The 20598-nt window shown below is 64.0% G+C and carries 18 protein-coding genes and 1 tRNA gene; 15 read left to right on the top strand and 4 right to left on the bottom strand.

All coding sequences use genetic code 11. The features are described from left to right. Nucleotides 1-30: 30 nt before the first annotated feature. Both VT84_RS14265 and VT84_RS14270 read right to left on the bottom strand, forming a co-directional pair. Entirely contained in the window at nt 31-282 is a 252-nt protein-coding gene (locus VT84_RS14265) for a hypothetical protein (RefSeq protein ID WP_082840020.1), read from the bottom strand. A 13-nt stretch (nt 283-295) separates the two neighbouring features. Next, a complete protein-coding gene (locus VT84_RS14270; protein WP_082840021.1) occupies nt 296-1099 on the bottom strand; it encodes a succinate dehydrogenase in 804 nt (267 codons plus the stop codon). A gap of 189 nt (nt 1100-1288) precedes the next feature. On the opposite strand from VT84_RS14270, the gene VT84_RS14275 reads away from it, so the two are divergent. The 3 genes from VT84_RS14275 to VT84_RS14285 all read left to right on the top strand — a co-directional run bounded on the left by VT84_RS14275 (nt 1289) and on the right by VT84_RS14285 (nt 4899). Then, nucleotides 1289-1840, top strand: coding sequence for an RNA polymerase sigma factor (locus VT84_RS14275; protein WP_162271703.1), 552 nt, complete (start codon nt 1289-1291; stop codon nt 1838-1840). A gap of 194 nt (nt 1841-2034) precedes the next feature. Further along, nucleotides 2035-2985: a hypothetical protein gene (locus VT84_RS14280; protein WP_082840023.1), complete on the top strand. Its 951-nt coding sequence runs from the start codon at nt 2035-2037 to the stop codon at nt 2983-2985. 63 nt (nt 2986-3048) lie between these two features. Next, nucleotides 3049-4899 (top strand): redoxin domain-containing protein, encoded by a 1851-nt coding sequence (locus VT84_RS14285; protein WP_162271704.1) that lies wholly within the window; start codon nt 3049-3051, stop codon nt 4897-4899. Nucleotides 4900-5055: 156 nt separating this feature from the next. Here the strand turns inward: VT84_RS14285 and VT84_RS14290 are convergent, their stop codons facing one another. Continuing rightward, a complete protein-coding gene (locus tag VT84_RS14290) occupies nt 5056-5916 on the bottom strand; it encodes an RluA family pseudouridine synthase (protein WP_082840025.1) in 861 nt (286 codons plus the stop codon). 312 nt (nt 5917-6228) lie between these two features. Here VT84_RS14290 and VT84_RS14295 point away from each other — a divergent pair, with 312 nt between their 5' ends. From VT84_RS14295 to VT84_RS14345, 11 genes are all read left to right on the top strand, one after another. Beyond that, a complete protein-coding gene (locus VT84_RS14295) occupies nt 6229-7131 on the top strand; it encodes a Gfo/Idh/MocA family protein (RefSeq protein ID WP_082840026.1) in 903 nt (300 codons plus the stop codon). Between the two features lie 103 nt (nt 7132-7234). After that, nucleotides 7235-7672, top strand: a complete 438-nt coding sequence (locus VT84_RS14300; protein WP_052557939.1) for a TIGR03067 domain-containing protein — start codon at nt 7235-7237, stop codon at nt 7670-7672. A 302-nt stretch (nt 7673-7974) separates the two neighbouring features. Beyond that, nucleotides 7975-9660 (top strand): MFS transporter, encoded by a 1686-nt coding sequence (locus VT84_RS14305; protein WP_082840027.1) that lies wholly within the window; start codon nt 7975-7977, stop codon nt 9658-9660. 175 nt (nt 9661-9835) lie between these two features. After that, nucleotides 9836-10081 carry a type II toxin-antitoxin system HicB family antitoxin gene (locus VT84_RS14310; protein ID WP_082840028.1) on the top strand — a complete coding sequence of 82 codons (246 nt, stop codon included), beginning with the start codon at nt 9836-9838 and terminating at the stop codon, nt 10079-10081. Next, nucleotides 10078-10290 (top strand): type II toxin-antitoxin system HicA family toxin, encoded by a 213-nt coding sequence (locus tag VT84_RS14315; RefSeq protein WP_082840029.1) that lies wholly within the window; start codon nt 10078-10080, stop codon nt 10288-10290. Before VT84_RS14310 ends, VT84_RS14315 begins: the two co-directional genes overlap by 4 nt. A gap of 50 nt (nt 10291-10340) precedes the next feature. Further along, nucleotides 10341-11141: an MBL fold metallo-hydrolase gene (locus VT84_RS14320; RefSeq protein ID WP_082840030.1), complete on the top strand. Its 801-nt coding sequence runs from the start codon at nt 10341-10343 to the stop codon at nt 11139-11141. Between the two features lie 32 nt (nt 11142-11173). After that, nucleotides 11174-12553, top strand: a complete 1380-nt coding sequence (locus VT84_RS14325) for a UTP--glucose-1-phosphate uridylyltransferase (RefSeq protein WP_052557934.1) — start codon at nt 11174-11176, stop codon at nt 12551-12553. Nucleotides 12554-12601: 48 nt separating this feature from the next. Then, nucleotides 12602-13690, top strand: a complete 1089-nt coding sequence (locus VT84_RS14330; protein WP_082840031.1) for a mannose-1-phosphate guanylyltransferase — start codon at nt 12602-12604, stop codon at nt 13688-13690. Beyond that, nucleotides 13687-14442 carry a Holliday junction resolvase RuvX gene (gene ruvX / locus VT84_RS14335; RefSeq protein ID WP_082840032.1) on the top strand — a complete coding sequence of 252 codons (756 nt, stop codon included), beginning with the start codon at nt 13687-13689 and terminating at the stop codon, nt 14440-14442. The genes VT84_RS14330 and ruvX overlap by 4 nt, the downstream gene beginning before the upstream one ends. Nucleotides 14443-14542: 100 nt before the next feature. Beyond that, on the top strand, nt 14543-17101 hold the full coding sequence (gene glgP / locus VT84_RS14340; protein ID WP_082840033.1) for an alpha-glucan family phosphorylase: 2559 nt from the start codon (nt 14543-14545) through the stop codon (nt 17099-17101). A 140-nt stretch (nt 17102-17241) separates the two neighbouring features. Then, nucleotides 17242-17314: transfer RNA gene (locus tag VT84_RS14345), tRNA-Glu, on the top strand. A 102-nt stretch (nt 17315-17416) separates the two neighbouring features. On the opposite strand, the gene VT84_RS14350 is transcribed toward VT84_RS14345, so the two are convergent. Further along, complete coding sequence (locus tag VT84_RS14350) at nt 17417-18796, bottom strand: PQQ-binding-like beta-propeller repeat protein (RefSeq protein ID WP_052557925.1); 1380 nt, start codon at nt 18794-18796, stop codon at nt 17417-17419. Nucleotides 18797-19120: 324 nt separating this feature from the next. On the opposite strand from VT84_RS14350, the gene ffh reads away from it, so the two are divergent. Next, nucleotides 19121-20566: a signal recognition particle protein gene (gene ffh, locus VT84_RS14355; protein WP_082840034.1), complete on the top strand. Its 1446-nt coding sequence runs from the start codon at nt 19121-19123 to the stop codon at nt 20564-20566. The last annotated feature ends 32 nt before the right edge of the window (nt 20567-20598 follow it).

Below are 20598 nucleotides of genomic sequence, written 5' to 3' on the forward strand. Positions count from 1 at the left end.
TGCGCTCCCAAGGTGTAGGCTCGCGCTCGGTCACTTTCGGTTCGCAAATGCAGCCAGCGCGACCGGCACGTTGTCGTCATCTACTCGCGGAAAGAGTTTCGGGTTGTCCACCAACCACTGCCAAAACTCGTAATGCGAGTCGCGAGTTTCGACGGTGATTACCCTGCCGAAGGGACGCCCTCGATACACAGATGCGGTGGGTATCGTGATGGCGCCGTCGGTTCGTCTACTCGCCATGCTCACGAAGTACACGACGCCGGTCGGCTGTTCGGATTCGCTCACGGAGTTTGTTCCACTAGAGAATGCGGATGTCCTTGATGAATCCTATCGAGCAGAGCCGCACGTAGACGTCGGCGAACATTACTCCCACGAGGCTCACCCACGCCCAGAGCATGTGCCGCTTGTTCAGCGCGCTACACCCCTTGTAAGCCTTGTGGCACAGCGGTGACGTCGAGAGGCAGTCGCGCCGGCCGCCGACGAGGTGGCGCAGTGAGTGGCACCCGAGCGTGTAACAGGTGAGCAGAACCACGTTTGTGGTGAGTACGAGCGAGCCGACCCCGATGCCGAAGCCACCCTTGCCGTTCTCGTCCTTGAACCAGAACGCGGAGATCGCGTCGTATGCGAGCATGAAAAGGAACAGGATCGCGAAATAGAGGAAGTAGCGATGGATGTTTTGGATGCGCAGCGGCCAGTTGCTCTCGCCGATGTAGTGCTTCCGCGGTTCGCCGACGGCGCAGTTGGGTGGATCGGCCCAGAACGCCTTATAGTACGCGCCGCGGTAGTAATAGCAGGTGAGGCGGAACCCGGCGGGTGCCCACAGGATGATGAGCGCGGGCGAGAACAGTAACCAGTCCGGCCACCATGCTGGCTGCGGACCGAACCACGCATGAGGTGAGTTGCCGAACAGTTCCGGTGAATAGAACGGCGACAGGTACGGGCCGTAAGTGTAGTGCGTGCCTTGGAACGCGGCCCAGTTCGCGTACACGAGGAACGTGCCGAGCCCGAGGAACACGAGCAACGGCTGGAGCCACCAGCGGTCGCGCCGCGCCGTTTCGCCGAACGACCTTTGCCGGAGAACCGGGAGAGGGGTACTCGCCATGCCACGCTCAGGGTGAGGGAGAATCCTGAACTGTGAAATTCGATGATATGCGTACAGTCGAACGGGTGCAAGTTTTTACGGAAGGAAACAGACGAGCGGTGTTGGCCTGAGATTGAATGTCTTTTGTACCCGGAACCTGTTTTGCTGGACGCGGTTGATAGGATGTGGGCGGACCCGGGAACGACCGCGATGTTGACGAACGAACAACGACAGCGCTTCGGAGCGTGGGTTGCCGCGGTCGGCCCGCGTGCGATCGCTTACGCCCGGTCCCTCGTACACGATGAGTCGCGGGCCGATGACGTGGTTCAAGAGTGCTTCTACCGGTTACTCCGCCGGGCGGATGCTTATGACCTCGAACGGGACGGCGTGAAGATCCTCTTCAGGGCCATCTCGAATTTGTGCATCAACCAGGCGACGCGCGAAAAAGCTCTACTCAGTCTCAATTCCTCCCACCTCGACGACGCTCCGATTACTGTGGCCGATCCGGTGGCACTGCGGCCCGAACAAATCCTTCAGCACCGCGAACTCGAACAGGCGATACGCGACGCACTGCAAGTGCTCCCGCCGCTCCAGCGGGCCGCGATCGAGTTGCGGGCGCTGGGGATGTCGAAAGAGGAGATCGGTGAAGCGCTGGGCGTGTCCGCGACCAACGCGGGCGTCCTCGTTCACCGCGGGCGCCAGGCGCTTGCCCGCGAACTGGAGTCGTTGCGCAACATTGTGGATTCCGACGAAAAGGTGTAACCGCCTTGCGCGGCGTGGGTTGTTCTCTATTGCCGACCGCGTTTGCTGTTAACGTTTGGCTTCGGTTTTAAGCCTTGCACCTGTCTTACCAGCATCGTGTGTGCTGAGTGAGGTGGGCTCAAGGCAGAGTTAATAATGCTCCGACCGCTTCTGGCCCGCGAACCTTTCGCGGGCTTCGTGCGCGAGAACCTGTGATGCTTCCACCCAATTCGTTTCCTGAAGCCGAACCGGGAATCGACGAACTCGTTCGCGCGCAACTCGATGCGGAAGCGACGCGGATTGACGGTCGGGAAATGGCCGATCGTCTTCTGACTCGGCTTGCGGCAGGTGCGGAACCGGTGCGAGGCGGGCGCTCGTGGCGGCGGGTGGCGTCGGTGGTTGGGTTCGTGGGGCTGGCCGCAGCGGTACTGATTGCGGTCGTTACGCTCTCAGGCCCGCGCGAGGTGGTCGCGTCGCCCGCACAGGTCGTTCGGGGCGCACGCGACGCTTACACTCGAACCGACACGCGGTGCTATCGCGTAACGATCGAGCTTCCCCCGCGCTTGCGCGAAGCGTTCCCGCTCCTCGCGCTCGACACCAGCCCGCGCATCCTTTGTACACGCGGCGACCGGTTCTACGTCCAGCCCGGGTTCGGCGGGCGCGGGTCGTGGGGCAGTGACGGATCGGGGCGCGTGTGGGTCGCGCCGACTACCGAAGGGGCGGTGGCGTTCGACGAAAGTGAACTGCCCGTCGCGCTCCGCAACGCGGTCAAGATCCACGAACTCGAAGTCGGTTCGCTGCTCGATGAAGTGCTCGCGGACTTCGACCTCACCTGGGCCGAGCCGCCCGCACGCGACGCAGACACCTACTCCGTGACCGCGGTGCGCCGCGGGGACGTGCGCCCGCTGCAGATCGCGTCGGCCGAGTTGGTGATCGAGAAACAGACCAAGGTCGTGCGCTCGCTCGTGGTACGGCGAAAGGCCCTCGGTGAAGGCACTACCGCGTTCACGTTCGAGCTGATCGAGACCGTTTCCAAGGACGACGCGGCGTTCAACCCGGAGGGGCACATCAAACCCGGGGCGCCGGTCTACGACCGCACCAAACCGAACCCGCGCCGGCGGCTCCTGATCCAGCAAATCGGCGAAATCGTGTTCCGCGGGATGTAACCGGATCGAGTGCCGCGGGTTGTTCTCCCAATAGCGGTTCGTCCGCGATTCAGGAGAACAAACGTGAAACGCCTGCTCGTCGTACCGATCCTTCTCGCCTGCGCGATACCGCTCATCGGAGCGCCGGCCGAATCCAAATCCGACCCAAAGCCCGTCGCGAACTTCACGCTCACCGACACCGCGGGGGGAAAGTGGTCACTCACGGACCAGAAGGCGAAGGCCATTGTCTTCGCGTTCCTGTCGTGCGAGTGCCCGATGTCCAACGGCTACGTTCCCGCGCTCGCGGATGTCGCCACCAAGTTCGCGGAGAAGGGCGTCGTGGTGGTCGGTATCCACGCGGACCCCGATGAATCTGTTGAGCGCGTCGCCAAGCATACGAAGGAGTACAAGATTTCCTTCCCCGTGCTGCGCGACCCGACCCACGCGGCCACTGCCCCGCTGGGCGCCAAGACCACACCGGAAGTCGTGATTCTGGACGAGAAGTTCGTGGTGCGGTACCGCGGGCGGATCGACGACGGGTACTCCGCGCGGATGAAACCGAAGGCCACCGTTTCGCGACACGACCTCACCACGGCACTCGACGAGATCCTCGCGGGGAAAGCGGTGAGCGTGCCAGAAACGAAGGCGCTGGGATGCCCGATCCCCGATCCGGTGAAGAAGGACGCTGCGGCCGACGCCCCGGTGACCTTCTACAAGGATGTGCTGCCCGTCATGCAGAATTACTGCCAGTCGTGCCACCGTCCTGACCAAGTGGGGCCGTTCAGCCTCGTGAACTACAAGCAGGTGGCGAAGTGGGCGGACACATCACTCGAGGAGATGCACGCGAAGCGGATGCCGCCCTGGAAGCCGGCCCCGAACCCGCTCCTGACCGGCGCGCGGGCGATCCCGGACGAGGCGGTGAAGACGGTCGAGAAGTGGATCGCCGGGGGCAAGCTCGAAGGTGATCCGAAGGACGCGCCCGCGGCGCCGAAATTCCCCGAAGGGTGGACGCTCGGTGAACCCGATCTCGTCCTTGAGGCTCCGAGCGAAACGACGATTGCGGCCAGCGGCAAGGACCACTTCCGCGTGGTGGTGTTCCCGACGAACCTGCCCGAAGACAAGTTCGTGGTTGCGATGGAGGTGAAGCCGGGGAACCCGCGTGTCGTTCACCACACGCTCCAGTTGGTCGATACGTCGGGCAAGGCCCGCGCGCTTCAGGCCAAAGCGAAGCCGAAAGCGGATGATGCGGACCACGGCCCCGGGTACCCGGTGAGCATGGGGTGGGGCTTCTTTCCCGATCGCAGCGGGATGCTCGGTGGGTGGGCACCGGGAGCGATCCCGAAGAAACTTCCCGACGGCATCGGCCAGAAGCTCCCAAAGGGCGCGGATGTGTGCGTGCAGTTCCACTACCACCGCACCGGGAAAGAAGAGAAGGACCGCACCAAGATCGGACTGTATTTTGCCAAAACACCCGTGAAACAACCGTTCCGCTCGATCCCCGCAACCGGCGTGTTCCTCTCGATCCCGGCCGGGGAGAAGGAGTTCAAAGTCGATTCGTCCTGGAAACTGACCGAGGACGTGACGCTGTACCGACTGTCGCCGCACATGCACTTGCTCGGCAAGGACATCGAAATGACCGCGACCGTTCCCGACGGGAAAGAGCAGACACTCGTGCGAATCCCGGCGTGGGACTACAACTGGCAGGAGCAGTACGAACTCAAGGAGCCGATGAAGTTACCAAAGGGGACTGTATTGCGAGTGCGTGCGACCTACGACAACTCCGCCAGCAATCCCCACAACCCGAGTTCACCGCCGCAAACGGTTCGGTTCGGGGAGCAGACGACGAACGAGATGTGCTTCGTGTTCCTGGGCGTCTCGACTGAGAGCAAGGCCACTCGGCTCATCGCCCCACACGGCTCGCTGTTCAGGAAGTGATCTGGCCGTGCGTTGCAGAGAGCTGGGCTATGATTTCGCGCATTCGGACCTGATCTGTGCGGGGAATGAGCATGTTCCCGTTCCCGCACAGATTGCTCATTTCTCCAATTCTCACACCAGAGTTCGGCCGCACCTTGAAACCTCGAACACGTTTTCTTACCCCACGACCCGCGCGAGCGCGGTGGGGAAGGGGGATTCCGCTTCCACGCGCGCTCCGCTAAACGGGTGGTCGAACGCGAGGCGCCAGGCATGCAGGCACAGCCGGCGCGCGGGATCAGTGGTCGCGCCGTACATCTTGTCACCCGCGACCGGGCACCCCAACCCTGCCATGTGAACCCGGATCTGGTGCTTGCGCCCGGTTTCCAGTTCCACCTCCACGAGCGCGTACCGCCCGCGCGCCTCGCGCGTCTGGTACCGCGTTACCGCGCGCTTCGCGTCCTTGCCCGGGGTGCGTCCCGCCCGCACGCGCAAGTCTCGCCCCTCGGTCAGAAAGTTCTCGGCCGTTCCTCGGGCCGGGGACGGTGTCCCCTCCACCACCGCGAGGTAGGTCTTGGTTACGTCCTCCCAGTCCGCCTGGAGTTGGTCGCGAACCTCGGCGCTACGGGCGAAGAGGAGCAACCCGGACGTGTCGCGGTCGAGCCGGTGAACGACGAACGGGCGCCCGGCGTTACGCGCGGCGAGATGCGTACTCAGCCGCACAAACGCGGTGTCCGTCTTCTCCGATTCAGTGGCCACGGTGAGCAGTCCGGAGGGCTTGTCGATCACGATGAGGTGCGCGTCCTCGTGAACGATGGCGATCCCGGCCAGATCTGCGGCCGGTGCGGGTGCGTCGCGTGCGATGGTTATCTGGTCACCCGGGCGCACCGGGTGGTCGTGCCGGGTGATTGGAGCGCCGTTAACTGCGACGCGCCCGGAGCGCAGCACCTGTTTCACGCGCGTGCGGTTCATCGGCGCGAGTGCGTGGAGCAGCCATTCCAGGAGTGGAACTTCGGACGCGGGCGACGGAAGTTGCTGCATCTCAGTGTCTCGATGTCGAACCGCGCGCTCGCGAGGGCGCTGCGGGTTCACTCTAATGACGAGCCGTTGCGTTACAATGCCGGGCAACTGCGACCACCTTTTGGGAGCCGAAGTACCCACCGCCCTTGCGGGGCGCGCTCGTGGTCGTAGCCCGCTTCGCAAAAACCTGGTACCCCACCCACAAGGGCGGCGGTTGTGCTCGCGCGAGGCTGTCGACGAACCAAAAGCGACCGGATGGTGCTTGCGACCGGCCGGACCGTAGATTCAGATTGAGCACCCACCCCGTGTTACATCCGTGCGAGTACCCTCCCAATGATTAAGCTCGGCATCCTCGACTTCGACACGTCGCACTGCGTCGAGTTCACCAAGCGGCTGAACCACATCGGCAAGGACGCAGAGCAGTTCGTGGAAGGTGCGAAGGTTGTGGTCGGGTGCTCGGGCGAATCGAAGCTCTCGCCCGAGCGCATCGAGGGCTATGCCAAGGAGATGAAAGAATACGGGGTCGCGCTCGTCGACAAGCCTGCTGACATGATCGGCAAGGTGGACGGGGTGCTGATCGAGGCCGTGGACGGCACCGTTCACTACGAGCGCGCCAAGCCGTTCCTCGAAGCCGGTGTCCCGTGCTTCGTCGACAAACCCTACGCCTGTTCGCTCGCTGACGCGAAGAAGATCGCGGACCTGGCCGCGAAGAAGAAACTTCCGCTATTTTCGTCGTCGTCGCTCCGGTATGCGCCGGAGGTGGTCGAGTACGCCGCGGACGCGAAACACGGCAAAATCGCGGGCTGCGTGGTGTACGGCCCCGCGTCCCACTCGCCCATTCCGGAGCGCAACGCGGGGCTGTTCCACTACGGCATCCACGCGGTCGAGATTCTGTACACGCTCATGGGACCGGGGTGCAAGCGCGTCACCTGCACGAGCGAAAAGGGCGCGGACGTCGTAACGGGTCAGTGGGCCGACGGGCGCGTGGCGACCGTCCGCGGGACGCGCGCCCCGGCGACCGGCTTCGGCTTCACGGGGTTCGCCGAAAAGGGCGTCCAGGCGGTCACGGTGCCGAGCAAGTTCATCTACCGTGAACTACTCAAGAAGGTCGTGGAGATGTTCAAAACGGGGAAGGCTCCGCTAGACATCGCGGAAACGATCGAAATCGTCGCGTTCATCGAGGCTGCGAACCGGAGCAGCGCGAACCACGGGACCGGCGAAACCATTAAAGTGTGAGCGATCAGAACACAGGTGAAACGGCTGGGGTTGCGGCTCCCGGAGGCGCGGTCTATACGAGGGCGCGTTGGTGCCTCTGCGTCGTATTGCCGGGAGAGATGTCATGCGGGTGGTCGTCTTCTTGGTTCTGGCCGCGTCACCGGTGTTCGCAGAACCTCCGAAGGCACCGCCGAAGCCGACGGACCAGGAGCAACTCGTTGGCGTATGGGTACTAACGTCCGCCGATTCGGAAATGGTACAGGTGTCGGGCGAGCAGTTGAACCGAGTGAAACTGGCACTAACCGGGCGCACGTACCTGATCTCGACCGATCAGCCGGTTTCGGGCGCGTACATAGTGGACGCCACACGCCGTGTTAAGGCCATCGACATGGACACCGTGGACGGTCCAAACAAGGGTAAAGTCACTCGCTGCATCTACGAACTCGACGGCAACACGCTCCGCATCTGCCAGGGGCAAGCCGGCACGGAGCGGCCGACCGAGTTCTCGACTAAGCCGGGTTCGGGTTTGGTCGTTTTGGTGTTCAAGCGGTTGACCCCGTAGGGCTCGTTCACGGGGGCCGCATCTTTGCAGGGCGGTGCCATCGACTGCGAGTGCTTTCCTGTTCTGTGATAGCGGATCACGTCTCGGGTTCGGCGCGCTGTTACTAACGAAACCCGGCTTACCGAACGAACCACACAAGTCGTCTGGAACTTACGTCGCGCGGCTGTGAGGTGTGCAACCCGGCGCCCGGCGCGAACGCGGCGCCTTTTCTCTGGCAGCCGTGTCGGGCGGTTGATACACTCGCCCGGCACGGCTTCGTTTTTTCACTCGCACGTACCGACCCTCTCAACACGGAGACGCTAGTGAGTAGCGCGTCCTCTCCCGGTAATTCTCCCGGCCTGAACGAGAAGATTCTGTTCTGGGCCAGTTTTTTCACCCTGATCGCGGCCGGTATCGGGTTCTCCGTTCGGGGCTTCATTCTCAAAGACTGGGGGAACCAGTTCGGGTTCACCCAGAGCGAACTCGGCTCGATCACCGGTGGCGGTCTGGTCGGGTTCGGTATCGCGATCATCTTCTTCAGTTTCTGCGCCGACCAGTTCGGCTACGGGAAGTTGATGATGGTCGCGTTCACGCTTCACGCCTCGAGCGCAATCGTAACCTTCGCCGCGACACCAGTTTACGGCATGTACGGGAAGGAAGGTGCGTACTGGTGCCTCTACATCGGGATGTGGCTGTTCGCGCTCGGGAACGGCACCTGTGAAGCCGTCATCAACCCGCTCACCGCGACACTGTTCCCCAAGAACAAGACGCACTGGCTGAACATTCTGCACGCCGGCTGGCCGCTCGGGTTGATCCTCGGCGCGCTCATCGTGCTGGGCTTCAAGCAGGCCGCACCGGACGTTCGCTGGGAGGTCAAACTCGGCGTGTTCCTGGTGCCGGTGCTCCTGTACGGGTTGATGATGTTCAACCGGCCGTTCCCGCACTCGGAAGCGAAGTCGTCCGGCGTGTCGATGGGCACGATGGTGGTCACGCTGGTGTCGCCGATCCTGCTGTTCCTGTTCTTCTTGCACGCGCTGGTCGGGTACGTGGAACTCGGAACCGATAGTTGGATCGGGAACATCACCGAGCGCGTCCTCGCGGACGAGACGAAGGCGCTGATCGCCTTCATCTGGACGAACGCGCTCATGTTCACCCTGCGATTCTTCGCCGGGCCGATCGTGGAGAAGATCAACCCGATCGGGCTGCTCTTCGTGAGCGCCCTCATGGGCACGGCCGGCCTGTTCATGCTCGGCCAGCCGTTCACCAACGACATCTGGCCGTGGATGTTCGCGGTCACGATCTACGGGCTGGGTAAGACGTTCTACTGGCCGACGCTTTTGGGCACGATTTCCGAACGGTTCCCGAAGGGCGGCGCGCTGGCCCTGGGCATCAGCGGCGGCATCGGGATGATCTCGGCCGGTATGCTCGGCGGCCCGGGGATCGGGTACAAGCAGGACTACTTCGCGGTGGAGAAGGCCAAGGAAATCGCACCCGCGACCTATGACCGCTACAAGGCTCCGAATGCGTCCGGGTTCCCGGTGTTCTCGAACATCGCGCCGGACAAGCTCCCGCCGGTCGCGGGTCTGGACAACTCGAAGCTGAAGGTGTTCGACGATTGGGGCGGCGTGATTGACACCGACGGGAAACGCAAAGAGGGGAAAAAGACCACACTTGAATCGGACTTGGAAACGGTCGCGCGCCTCGAATCAGAGGGCAAACCGGTCGGTGCAGAACTGAAGGAGAACCTGAACAAGCTCAAGGACTGGTGGGAGAAAGACGGCCGGCCGAACTACACGGCCGACAAGGACAAGCTCGGTGAAGCAAGGCTGTATGGTGCGAAACAGGCGCTGCTCTACACGGCCGTCGTGCCCGCGGCGCTCGCGGTCGGGTTCCTACTGCTGATCCTCTACTTCATGGCGACCGGCGGGTACAAGCAGGTCCACCTGGAAGCCGCACGGCCCAGCGGGCGCCCGGCCGGGGGCGCCGATGCTGGGGATTGGGGCCGGTAGTGTTTGCGATAGCCGGTCGGTGATTACGGATTGAATCACGCGCGGCTATTCGGCGGCGCTTCCGATCCGTAATCACCGACCAACTGTTTTGGCCGAGGGGCTCCTTGTCGCACTTGCTCTCCGCTGGTGAAATGGTACGCGGTGATACGTTGTCATTTCGCTGTGAGGCTCTGTCGTGCTCTACCGCGTACCGCTCGTGTTTACCCCACAACCGGACGGCGGCTTCACGGTGACGTCCCCCGTGTTCCCCGAATTGGTCACCGAAGGCGACACGCTCGACGAAGCTTATGCCAACGTGCCGGACGCCCTCGCCGCGGTGATCGAACTGTATACCGACCAGAACCAACCGCTCCCTACGGGGGTCACGCTACCCGCGCACGGAGAAGTTGTGTGGTCGGATGCTCTCGTGAAATCGGCATGACGTACCGCGAGGCGACCCGAAAGTTGACCGCGCTCGGGTGCCGCGAGATCCCGCGGCGCGGGAGCGGATCGCACCGAAAGTGGCAGAACCCCACTACGAACCGCAGTACGGTCCTTCCCGACTGGGGATCGAACGACTTGAAAACTGGTACACTTCGCGCGGCGGTGCGCCAACTCGGTATTGACTGGGATGCCTTTGACAGCGCCTGAACCGGGTTCCCCTTGTCACTCCCGCCCTCGGCCGGTGAAATAGCGGCGTGATGCTATCCGACACGCAAACCGGCACGCGCACGTTCACGTTCCTCGGCACCGGCACCTCAATGGGGGTGCCGATGCTCGGTTGCGACTGTCACGTCTGCACCTCCACGAACCCCAAGAACCACCGCTACCGCTGCTCGGTGCTCATTAGTACCGCCGCGGGGCACATCCTGATCGACACCGCCCCCGAGATGCGGCTGCAACTGCTCCGCGAGAACATCAAGCTCGTCAGCGCGGTCGTGTACACGCACTACCACGTCGACCACCTGTTCGGGCTCGACGACCTCCGCATCTTCCCGGTCAAACTCAACGGCCCGCTCCCGATCTACTGCACCGACGAGACGGAAGAGATCATCCGCCAGGCGTTCGCCTATGTTTTTGCTCCCGGGAGCGAGGATCTGCCTGTTGGCATGGTCCCGCGCCTCACGCTCCAGCGGATCGATGAGCGCCCGTTCGAGGTACTGGGGCAGCGGTTCACCCCGATCCCGCTCGTCCACGGGCGGTTCAACGTGTTCGGGTTCCGCATCGGCGACGTCGCGTACTGCACCGACGTGAGCGCTATCCCGGACCGGAGTTGGCCGCTCCTGGAGAGCCTCGACGTGCTCGTGATCGACGCGCTTAAACCGGGCAAGCCGCACCCGTCGCACTTTAACGTGGAGCAGGCGCTCGAAGCCATCGAGCGCATCAAGCCGCGCCGGGCGTACTTCACGCACATGGCCCACACGATGGAGTACGACGAACTGATGCGCACGCTCCCGAAGGGCGTCGAGCCGGCCTACGATGGGCTGAAGTTCACGTTCTAGTCCGCCCGTTCCTGCACTGACAAAGAGGCACGATGACTTCTCCCCCCGCCGAACTCGCCGCCCGGCTGCGAACCCACGGGCAGGAACACGCACTGCTCGGCTGGGATTCACTCGCTCCAGAGGTACGCGCGACCCTGATTCAGCAGCTCGAGGCCCTCGATCTCGCGGAATTAGCTACCCTGCGCGAACGGGCCAACGCGACCGAATCACTCCCCGCGCAGTTCGAGCCGGTTTCGATCACCCCTGCTGCGTTCACTGCGGAAGAGCAATCGCGCGGGGCGGATGCGCTCCGACGCGGCCAGGTTGCGGCGCTACTCGTTGCCGGCGGACAGGGGAGCCGACTCGGGGCGCTCCAGCCGAAGGGCATGTTCCCGGCCGGGGCAATTTCGGGCGCGCCGCTCTTTCAGATCCACGCGGAGAAGGTGCTGGCCACGGGCCGCCGGTACGGGCACGCGGTCCCGCTCCTCATTATGACCAGCCCCGCGACTGACGCCCCCACGCGGGCGTTTTTCGCCGAGCACAATAACTTCGGACTCGCGCCCGAACAGGTTACGTTCTTCCAGCAGGGCACGATGCCCGCGGTGTGCCCGCGCACGGGGAAACTTCTTTTCGAGGCCCCGGGCAAGCTTTTCCTCAGCCCGAACGGGCACGGCGGCACGCTCACCGCGCTGGCCGATAGCGGTACGCTCCGGGCGCTCGTCGCGCGCGCGGTGAAGCACGTTTCGTACTTCCAGGTCGATAACCCGCTGGTGAAGGTGCTCGATCCCGGGTTCATCGGGCGCCACATCGCGGCGAACTCCGAGGCGTCGTCGAAGGTCGTGGTGAAGACCGCGCCGGAGGAGAAAGTCGGCGTGCTGGTGTCCGCGAACGGGCGCTGCTCGATCATCGAGTACATGCTGCTGCCCAAGCCCCTCGCGGAAGAGCGTGAGCCGACCGGCGAACTCCGGTTCCGCGCGGGTAGCCCGGCGATCCACCTGTTCAGCGTAGCGTTCCTTGGGCGCGTCACGCGCACGGCGGCCGGATCGTTGCCGTACCGAGCCGCGCTCAAGGCGGTTGCGCACTTCGACCCGCAAACCGGCCAGACCGTCCCCGCGCCGAAGGAGCCGAACGCGGTGAAGTTCGAGCGCTTTATCTTCGACGCACTGCCGCACGCGGACCGGTGGCTCGCGGTCGAAACGCTGCGGGCCGAGGAATTCGCGCCGATCAAGAACGCGAGCGGGGCGGACTCACCCGAAACCGCACGGACCGCACAAATCGCACTGCACGCGGACTGGCTCCGGCGCGCCGGGATCGACACACACGGCCACGCGGTCGAAGTGTCCCCTCTGTTCGCACTCGACGCGGAACAACTCGCCGAAAAACTCCGCGGCAGTGAACCCGTCAAGATTGTCGAACCGACAGTATTTAAGTAATGAGACCGGGCGCGGAACTCCTTTGCGCCCCACGGAACGGATCTCCTCATGCTTCACGCGATGATAATGGCCGGCGGCGGCGGAACGCGGTTCTGGCCCCGCAGCCGAACAAAACGGCCCAAACAGTTCCTCACGTTCAGCGGGGACCGCACGCTCCTCCAGAGCACGGTTGATCGCGTCTCGGCGCAGATCCCGCCGGAGCAGACCTGGGTCATCACGGGCGAACAATACGCCGCGGAGACTGCGGTCCAGTTGCCCGAACTGGCTCACGACCACATCATCGGGGAGCCGGAGGGGCGCGACACGGCCCCGTGCGTGGGGCTCGGCGCGGCCATCATTCACAAGGCCGACCCGGACGCGACCATCGCGGTGATGCCCGCGGACCACGTCATCGAGCCGGAGCGCGAGTTCCAGCGCGCGCTCCACGCGGCCGAGCAGTTCATCGCGGACGCGCCGGACAAGCTCGTGACGTTCGGCATTCGCCCGACGTTCCCCTCGACCGGGTACGGGTACATCAAGCGCGGCGAACCGGCCGGCACGCGCCAGGGCGTTTCGGCGTTCCGTGTCGCCGAGTTCAAGGAGAAGCCGCAGTTCCCGCAAGCCGAGGAGTTCGTCGCTAGCGGTGCCTACGACTGGAACAGCGGCATCTTCGTGTGGAAGCCGGCCACCATTCTGAACGAGTTGCGCGTTCGGAAGCCCTCGATTCACGAGGTCGTGACTCGAATCGCGGCCTCGTGGGGCACATCCTCTTGGCCCGAAGCACTCCACACGTCGTACCACGAGGCCGAAAAGAAGAGCATCGATTACGCCGTGATGCAGGGGGCTGCGGCCGACGGCAACGTGCTCGTGCTGGGCGCTCCGTACACCTGGGACGACGTGGGGAGCTGGCTCGCGCTCGAGCGCCGGAATCCGCAGGACGCCGACCACAACACCGTTCAGGCGCTTCATTGCGGCATCGAAACGAGCAAGTGCGTGATCGTCGGCGACCCGGGCCAGCTCATCGCTACTTACGGCGTAAGTAACCTGCTGATTATCCAAAACGGCAACGCGATCCTCGTCGCCGACCGCAAGCACGAGGACAAGGTGAAGGAAATCGTGGACGCACTGAAGAAGACCGGGCGCGGGGAGTACACGTGAGTGCGGTAGAACCTAACCCCCTAACCCCCTTCCCTAAGAAGGAAGGGGGAACAGAACCAAAAACAGAAGCCGGCGCGCTGCAGGCACCGGTTTTAAGCCCCTCTCCCCTTGGGGGAGGGGTTGGGGAGGGGTTCGAGGCACAACCTACCCCCCCGGCCCCCCTCCCTGAAGGGAAGGGGGAGAAAGAACCAGTAGCCAAAGAAGTTGTTGGCTCAAACTCAGTGGAATCGCGCGCCAGTTCCCCCTTCCCTTCAGGGAGGGGGGCCGGGGGGGTAGGTTCTCGCGGTGCCCTCCTCGGAATCGACTACGGCACCAAGCGCATCGGGATCGCTGTCTGTGACCCGGACCGCGTGATCGCGTCGCCGGTGGGCACGCAGGCGAACGATGCGGGGAAACAGGCGTTCTTCACCGACCTCGTCGCGCGCTCGAAGTTCGTGGGCATCGTGGTCGGGCTGCCGCTCCACGCGAGCGGCGAGGAGAGCCCGATGTCGCGCGAGGCGCGGGCGTTCGCTCAGTGGCTCGCGGACCTCGCGAAACTGCCGTTCGTGATGTGGGACGAGCGGTTCACGTCGTCGGCCGCAGAAGACGTATTGCGCGAAGCGAAGCTGACTCAAAAGAAGCGCAAAGCGAAGGTCGATCGGGTCGCGGCGCAGATGATCCTGCAAGGGTATCTCGATGCCGGGTGCCCCCCCCACGGCAGCGACTCCGGCGAAAGCGGTTCCGACCCAACATCGTTCCCCGCACCGAATTGAAACTCGCCGCAATTTGTCTAAATTACTTCCGCGGGTGGTTCCCCCTCTCTTTCTTGCGCCACCCTTCGCGCCACCTAACTCACGGCACGAGGACGTCTGCATGGCCGGCCGCTCTATCCGCTCGTTCACGGTTCTGCCCCGCCTTCCCGACCGCCTCCGTCCGCTCCAGGCACTCGCGTACAACCTCTGGTGGTGTTGGAACGCGGACGCGGTCGCGCTGTTCCGGCGCGTGAACCCGGACCTGTTCGAGGCGCTCGACCATAGCCCGATCCGCCTGCTCGGTGCGACCGACCAGAGCCGCTTCGAGGAGCTCGAGCACGACGACGGGTTCCTGGCCCACATGGACCGCGTGGCGCGGGCACTGGACCATTACCTGAAAGCTCCGACGTGGTACCAGGAGCACCACGCCGGGGACAAGGCCCGAATCGCGTATTTCTCGGCCGAGTTCGGTATTCACGAGAGCGTGCCGGTGTACTCGGGCGGCCTGGGGGTGCTGGCCGGCGACCACCTCAAGAGTGCCAGCGACCTCGGGCTGCCTCTTACCGGCATCACGCTGATGTACCGCGAGGGGTACTTCCGCCAGTACCTCAACGTGGACGGCTGGCAGCAGGAGCGGTACCCGGAGAACGACTTCTTTACCCTGCCGCTCACACCGGAACTCGACTCCACCGGCGCGCCGCTCACGGTCACGGTACCGCTCCCGGGGCGCGAGGTGGCGCTGCGCGTGTGGCACATCCAGGTCGGTCGGGTGCCGCTGTATCTGCTCGACGCGAACATCCCGCAGAACAAGCCCGAAGATCGGGCGATCACGGCGCAGCTCTACGGCGGCGACCAGCACACGCGCATCCAGCAAGAAATTATCCTCGGGATCGGCGGCATCCGCGCGCTGCGGGCGATGAACAAGATGCCCACCGTGTGCCACATGAACGAGGGGCACGCCGCGTTCACCGGGCTGGAGCGCATCCGGCTCCTGATCGAAGAAGAGGGGCTGGACTTCGCGACCGCTTACGAGGCCGTCAAAGCCGGGACGTGCTTCACCACGCACACCCCGGTGCCCGCGGGCAACGACTCGTTCCCCATCCACATGGCGGAACAGTACCTCGGTGAGTACGCGGCGAAGATGGGGCTCGACCGGAACGCGCTCGTCGCGCTGGGGCGCCAGCACCCCGGCAACGAGCAGGAACCGTTCGGGATGACGGTCCTGGCGCTCAAAGTGGCCAACGTGTCCAACGGTGTGAGCAAACTGCACGGCAGCGTGTCGCGCCGGATGTGGAAGGAACTGTGGCCCGAACTGCCCGCCGGCGAGGTGCCGATCACCAGCATCACCAACGGCGTCCACACGCAGAGCTGGCTCGCGCCGGAGTTCGCACAGCTCTACGATCGCTACCTCGGCATCCAGTGGGAGGAGCGCCCGACCGACTTCGCCATTTGGAAGCGAGTGGAGCACATCCCGGACGGCGAATTGTGGCGCACGCACGAGCGCGGGCGCGAGCGGCTCGTCGCGCTGGCCCGGGCGCGATTGCGTGCGCAGCTCAAGCGCCGTGGATCGCCGCCCTCGGAAGTGGAGGGGGCCGACGAGGTACTCGATCCGGACGCGCTGACGATCGGGTTCGCGCGCCGGTTCGCCACCTACAAGCGCGGCGACCTCATTTTCCGCAACGCGGAGCGCATCGCGGCCCTGGTAAACAGCAAGGACCGCCCGGTGCAGTTCATCTTCGCGGGCAAGGCCCACCCGCAGGACCGCGGCGGTAAAGAGCTGATCCAGCGCGTCGTGCAGCAGTCGCGCAAGCCCGAGTTCCGCAAGCGCGTCGTGTTCATCGAGGACTACGACATGAGCGTCGCGCGGTACCTCGTGCAGGGCGTGGACGTGTGGCTCAACAACCCGCGCCGCCCGCTCGAAGCGTCGGGCACGAGCGGCATGAAGATTTGCGGCAACGGCGGGCTGAACCTGAGCATCCTCGACGGCTGGTGGGTCGAGGGGTACGACGGCGACAACGGCTGGGCGATCGGCGCGGGCGAGGAGTACACCGACCTCGCGTACCAGGACGAGGTCGAGAGCCGCGCGCTGCTCGATCTCATCGAGCAGGACATCGCGCCGACGTTCTACAAGCGCGACGCGGGCGGGCTCCCGCGCGAGTGGATCCGGCGCATGAAGCGCTCGATCATGAGCCTCGTGCCGGTGTTCAACACGAACCGGATGGTGGAGCAGTACACCGAGCGGTGCTACGTGCCGAGCCACCGGCGCGCGGCGAAACTGAGCGCGAATCACCTCCAGGGCGCGAAGGAACTGGCCGCGTGGCGCCGGCGCGTGGGGAGCGAATGGGGTCAGGTGCGAATCGAGGCCGTGGACGCCCCGACGGGCGAGGCGCTCCGCGTGGGCGCGACATTCCCGGTAAAGGTGCGAGTCAACCTCGGTACCCTGCGTCCCGACGACGTCGAGGTTCAACTGTGCTATGGCGTGCTCGACGCGCTAGGCGACATCGCTGACCCGAAGTCGCTCCCGCTGGAGTCGAACGGCTCTGGGGGCGGAGCGAGCGTGCTGTTCGCGGGCGAAGTTCCGTGTCGCGCGAGTGGCCAGTTCGGGTTCGGGGTCCGCGTGCTGCCGAAGAACGCGAACCTGCCGCACCTGTTCGAGCCGGGCATGGTGACGTGGGGTTAATCGAGTTCTGAGCGGGCCGCCGGCGGCCCGCTCAGGTAGTTGTGTGGACGGGGCCGCGATCCCAGGCGCAACTGTACCGACGCGAAGGCGCCGATACCTTGACATTGACCGTTCAACCGCCTAGAAAAACATTAGAATGCGGCCCTATCGTCTAGTGGCCTAGGACGTGGCCCTCTCAAGGCCAAAACTCGGGTTCAAATCCCGATAGGGTCATCTGAACGTTCGGAGCGGACGGAATCGGGCAAGATGCCCGATTCCGTCCGCTCCGGTCTTTTACATCCACTTCCGACTGAATCGGTTCGTGTTGCGGAGCAGTTACTTCGCCAGGCTCACGCAGATAAGTTCCTTGTCGTTGCGCGCGAACACGCACTTGTTGGCGAACGCGGGGTGCATCCACACCACGAGGCGCCCGTTGCCGGCCATCGAGTTCGTCGGCTCGATGATGTGCGCGCGGTCGATCTCCTCGTACCCCTTCGGCGTTAGCTTCGCGATGATGAGGTCGCCCTGCTCGTTGAAGAGGAAGTAGCGGTCGCCCTGTGGGATCAGGAACGCGAGGCTCCAGCGCTCCTTGCCGTCCGGCTCGGGGGCCGCGGCGATCTTCTCGGGGGTGCGCTTCCCGCGGGTCGCGAGCATGGACTCCCACACGCGCTTGCCGGTGTTCGTCTCGATACACCGCAACTGCCCGTAGCTGCACACGCCGTAAATGTTATCGCCGACGATAACGGGCGTCGCCATGATCGAACTCAGGTCGGTGGTGAGATCCGGTGTCTCGCCCTTCGCCTTGCTCTTCCACACGATGTCGGCCTTATCTGCGCCCACTTTCAACAGCATCGAGCCGTTGTAAAACGAAGTGATGAACAGCTTGTCGTCCCCGACCTTCCGGGGCGTCGGCGCGGTGAGGGCGTAGCGCACGTCGAAGTCGACGCGCCACAGGCGCTTGCCGGTTTCGGGCTCCAGTCCGAGGACGGCTCGCGTGTGCCAGATGATGAGCTGGCGCTTCCCGCCGAACTCGTAGATCATCGGCGGGCTGTAGCCGAAGTCGCCCTGGCAGCTCTGCGACGCCCACAATTCCTTACCGGTCTTTTTGTCGAACGCGATCACGAGCCGGTCGTCCGACCCGCCTGCCAGACAAATGAGTTTGTCGCCATCGACGAGCGGGTGCGACGAGAAACCCCACACGGGCAGTGAGGCGTTGTAGTCCTTCATGAAGTTCTTCGACCAGACGACTTTGCCGTCTGCGGCGCTGAGCGCCTTCAGATCGCCCATCGCGCCGAGCGTGTAAACCAGATCGCCGTCTACTGTGGGCGTGCAGCGCGGGCCGGCGGCGTAACTGATCGTGTACTCGGCCGGGTAGTCGACCGCCCACACCCTCTTGCCGGTGGCCGCGTCGAGGCACTGCACGCGCTCCTTGCCGGACACCTTTCCCTTGGCGAACCCGCTCTCCGGTAATTTGGCGTCGGCGGCCGGCACGAGATCGAGGAGGAACACCCTGCCGTTCGCGACCGCGGGGCCGGCGTAACCCACGCCGACTTCCGTCTTCCAGACCTGCTTCGGCCCGCTTTGTGGGAACTTCTCGACCAGGTCGGTTTCGCGCCACACGCCGTCCCGCTTCGTACCCAACCACTGCGGCCAGTCTTCGGCCTTGGTAGCGCCCGCGCTCGCGACAGTTACGACCAGGCTCCAGAACAATCGCATGACGCCTCCTGTGGATGTCGCAGTAAAGAACGGTTGTGGACAGCGCGGACTCGAAGGCCGAAGAATTTTGACAGGATCGACAGGACGAACAGGATCAAGAGAAAACCGCATCTTCAATCCCGTAAATTCTGTTGATCCTGTCAAAATTCTTCGGCCCTCTGTCCTGATCTGTATTTATCCGCGTTAATCCGTGACCGCTCTTGAGACCATACCCGGCGAGAACGGCTCGGCTTTCGGTCCCGTTGAACCCGACTCGGCATTATCTTAAAGTAATCTGTCGGTTTCGCGTCGGCACGCTTCGTTTCCCGGTTCAGGCGGTAGCGCATGTTTGAAGGCATCACGAAGTCGCTCGGCGAGGCGCTCAAGAAGCTCAAGGGGCGCGGGCGCTTGACCGCTGAGAACGTCAAAGACGGGTTGCGCGAGGTGCGCCGGGCGTTCCTCGAAGCCGACGTTAACTTCAACGTGGCCAGCGACTTCATCGCCCGCGTCGAGGCCAAGTCGCTCGGCCAGGACGTGCTCGCGAAGGTGGACCCGTCCGAGCAGATCGTCAAGAACGTTTACGAAGAGCTTGTGGCCCTCATGGGGCCGGTGGATCACAAGATCCCGCAGCGCTCGGACCGGCCCGTCGTGCTGATGCTCTGCGGTCTTCAGGGGTCCGGTAAGACGACCACCGCGGCGAAGCTCGCACTGACGCTAAAAGGCCAGAACCGCAAGCCGATGCTCGCGGCGGCCGACTTGCAGCGCCCCGGTGCGGTCGAGCAGTTGAAAACGCTCGGCGAGCAGATCGGCGTACCGGTTTACAGCGAAGCCACGAACCCCGTCGACGTGTGCCGCAACGCGGTCGCACAGGCCAAGCGCACGCTCTGCGACATCGTGATCCTGGATACTGCGGGCCGGCTCCAGATCGACGCCGACCTGATGGCCGAACTTCAGCGCATCGACAAGTTGGTGAAGCCGGACGAGTGCTACCTCGTCGTGGACGCGATGATCGGTCAGGAGGCCGCGAACGTCGCGAAGGCGTTTAACGACGCCCTCGAACTGAATGCCTGCATCCTGACCAAGCTCGACGGCGACGCACGCGGTGGGGCGGCCCTCTCGATCAAGGGGGTCACCGGCGTACCGATCAAGTTCGTCGGTATGGGCGAGAAGGTCGATAAGCTCGAAGATTTCGTCCCCGAACGCATGGCCGGGCGCATCCTCGGCCAGGGCGACATGATGGGGATCGTCGAGAAAATCGCGAGCATCCAGCAGGAAATGTCGCAGGAGGAACTCCAGCGGCAACAGGAAGCGATTCAGAAGGGTAACTTCACGCTCGACGACTTCCGCAAGCAGTTCGAGCAGATCGCCAAGATGGGCATGAAGGACATGATTAGCCGGATGCCCGGCATGTCCGAGATGATTCCCGCGGGCGAAGACCCGGAAGTCGCGCTGAAGCGCGTCCAGGGCATGATCGACTCGATGACCAAGAAGGAGAAGGCTGACCCCGACATCATTGACACCCCGCGCCGGCGCCGCATCGCGAAGGGGGCCGGTGTCGAACCGCACGAGGTGAACCAGTTCCTCAAACAGTTCGGCCAGGTTCGCGTGCTGATGAAGCAGATGGCGTCGATGTCGCTGTGGCAGCGGCTGAAGATGGTCACGGGCATGGGTAAGATGGGGGCGTTCATGCCCGGCGGCATGGACAACATGAAGCTCAAGGGTGATACCGGTCACCGCAAGAGCGCCAAAGAGCGTGCCGACGAGCGCAAGAAGAAAAAGAAGCGCCGGTAACCGTCTTTCCGGGCGAACCCCGCCCGCAAGGG

The sequence above is a fragment of the Gemmata sp. SH-PL17 genome, from assembly GCF_001610855.1.
Taxonomy (GTDB): domain Bacteria; phylum Planctomycetota; class Planctomycetia; order Gemmatales; family Gemmataceae; genus Gemmata; species Gemmata massiliana.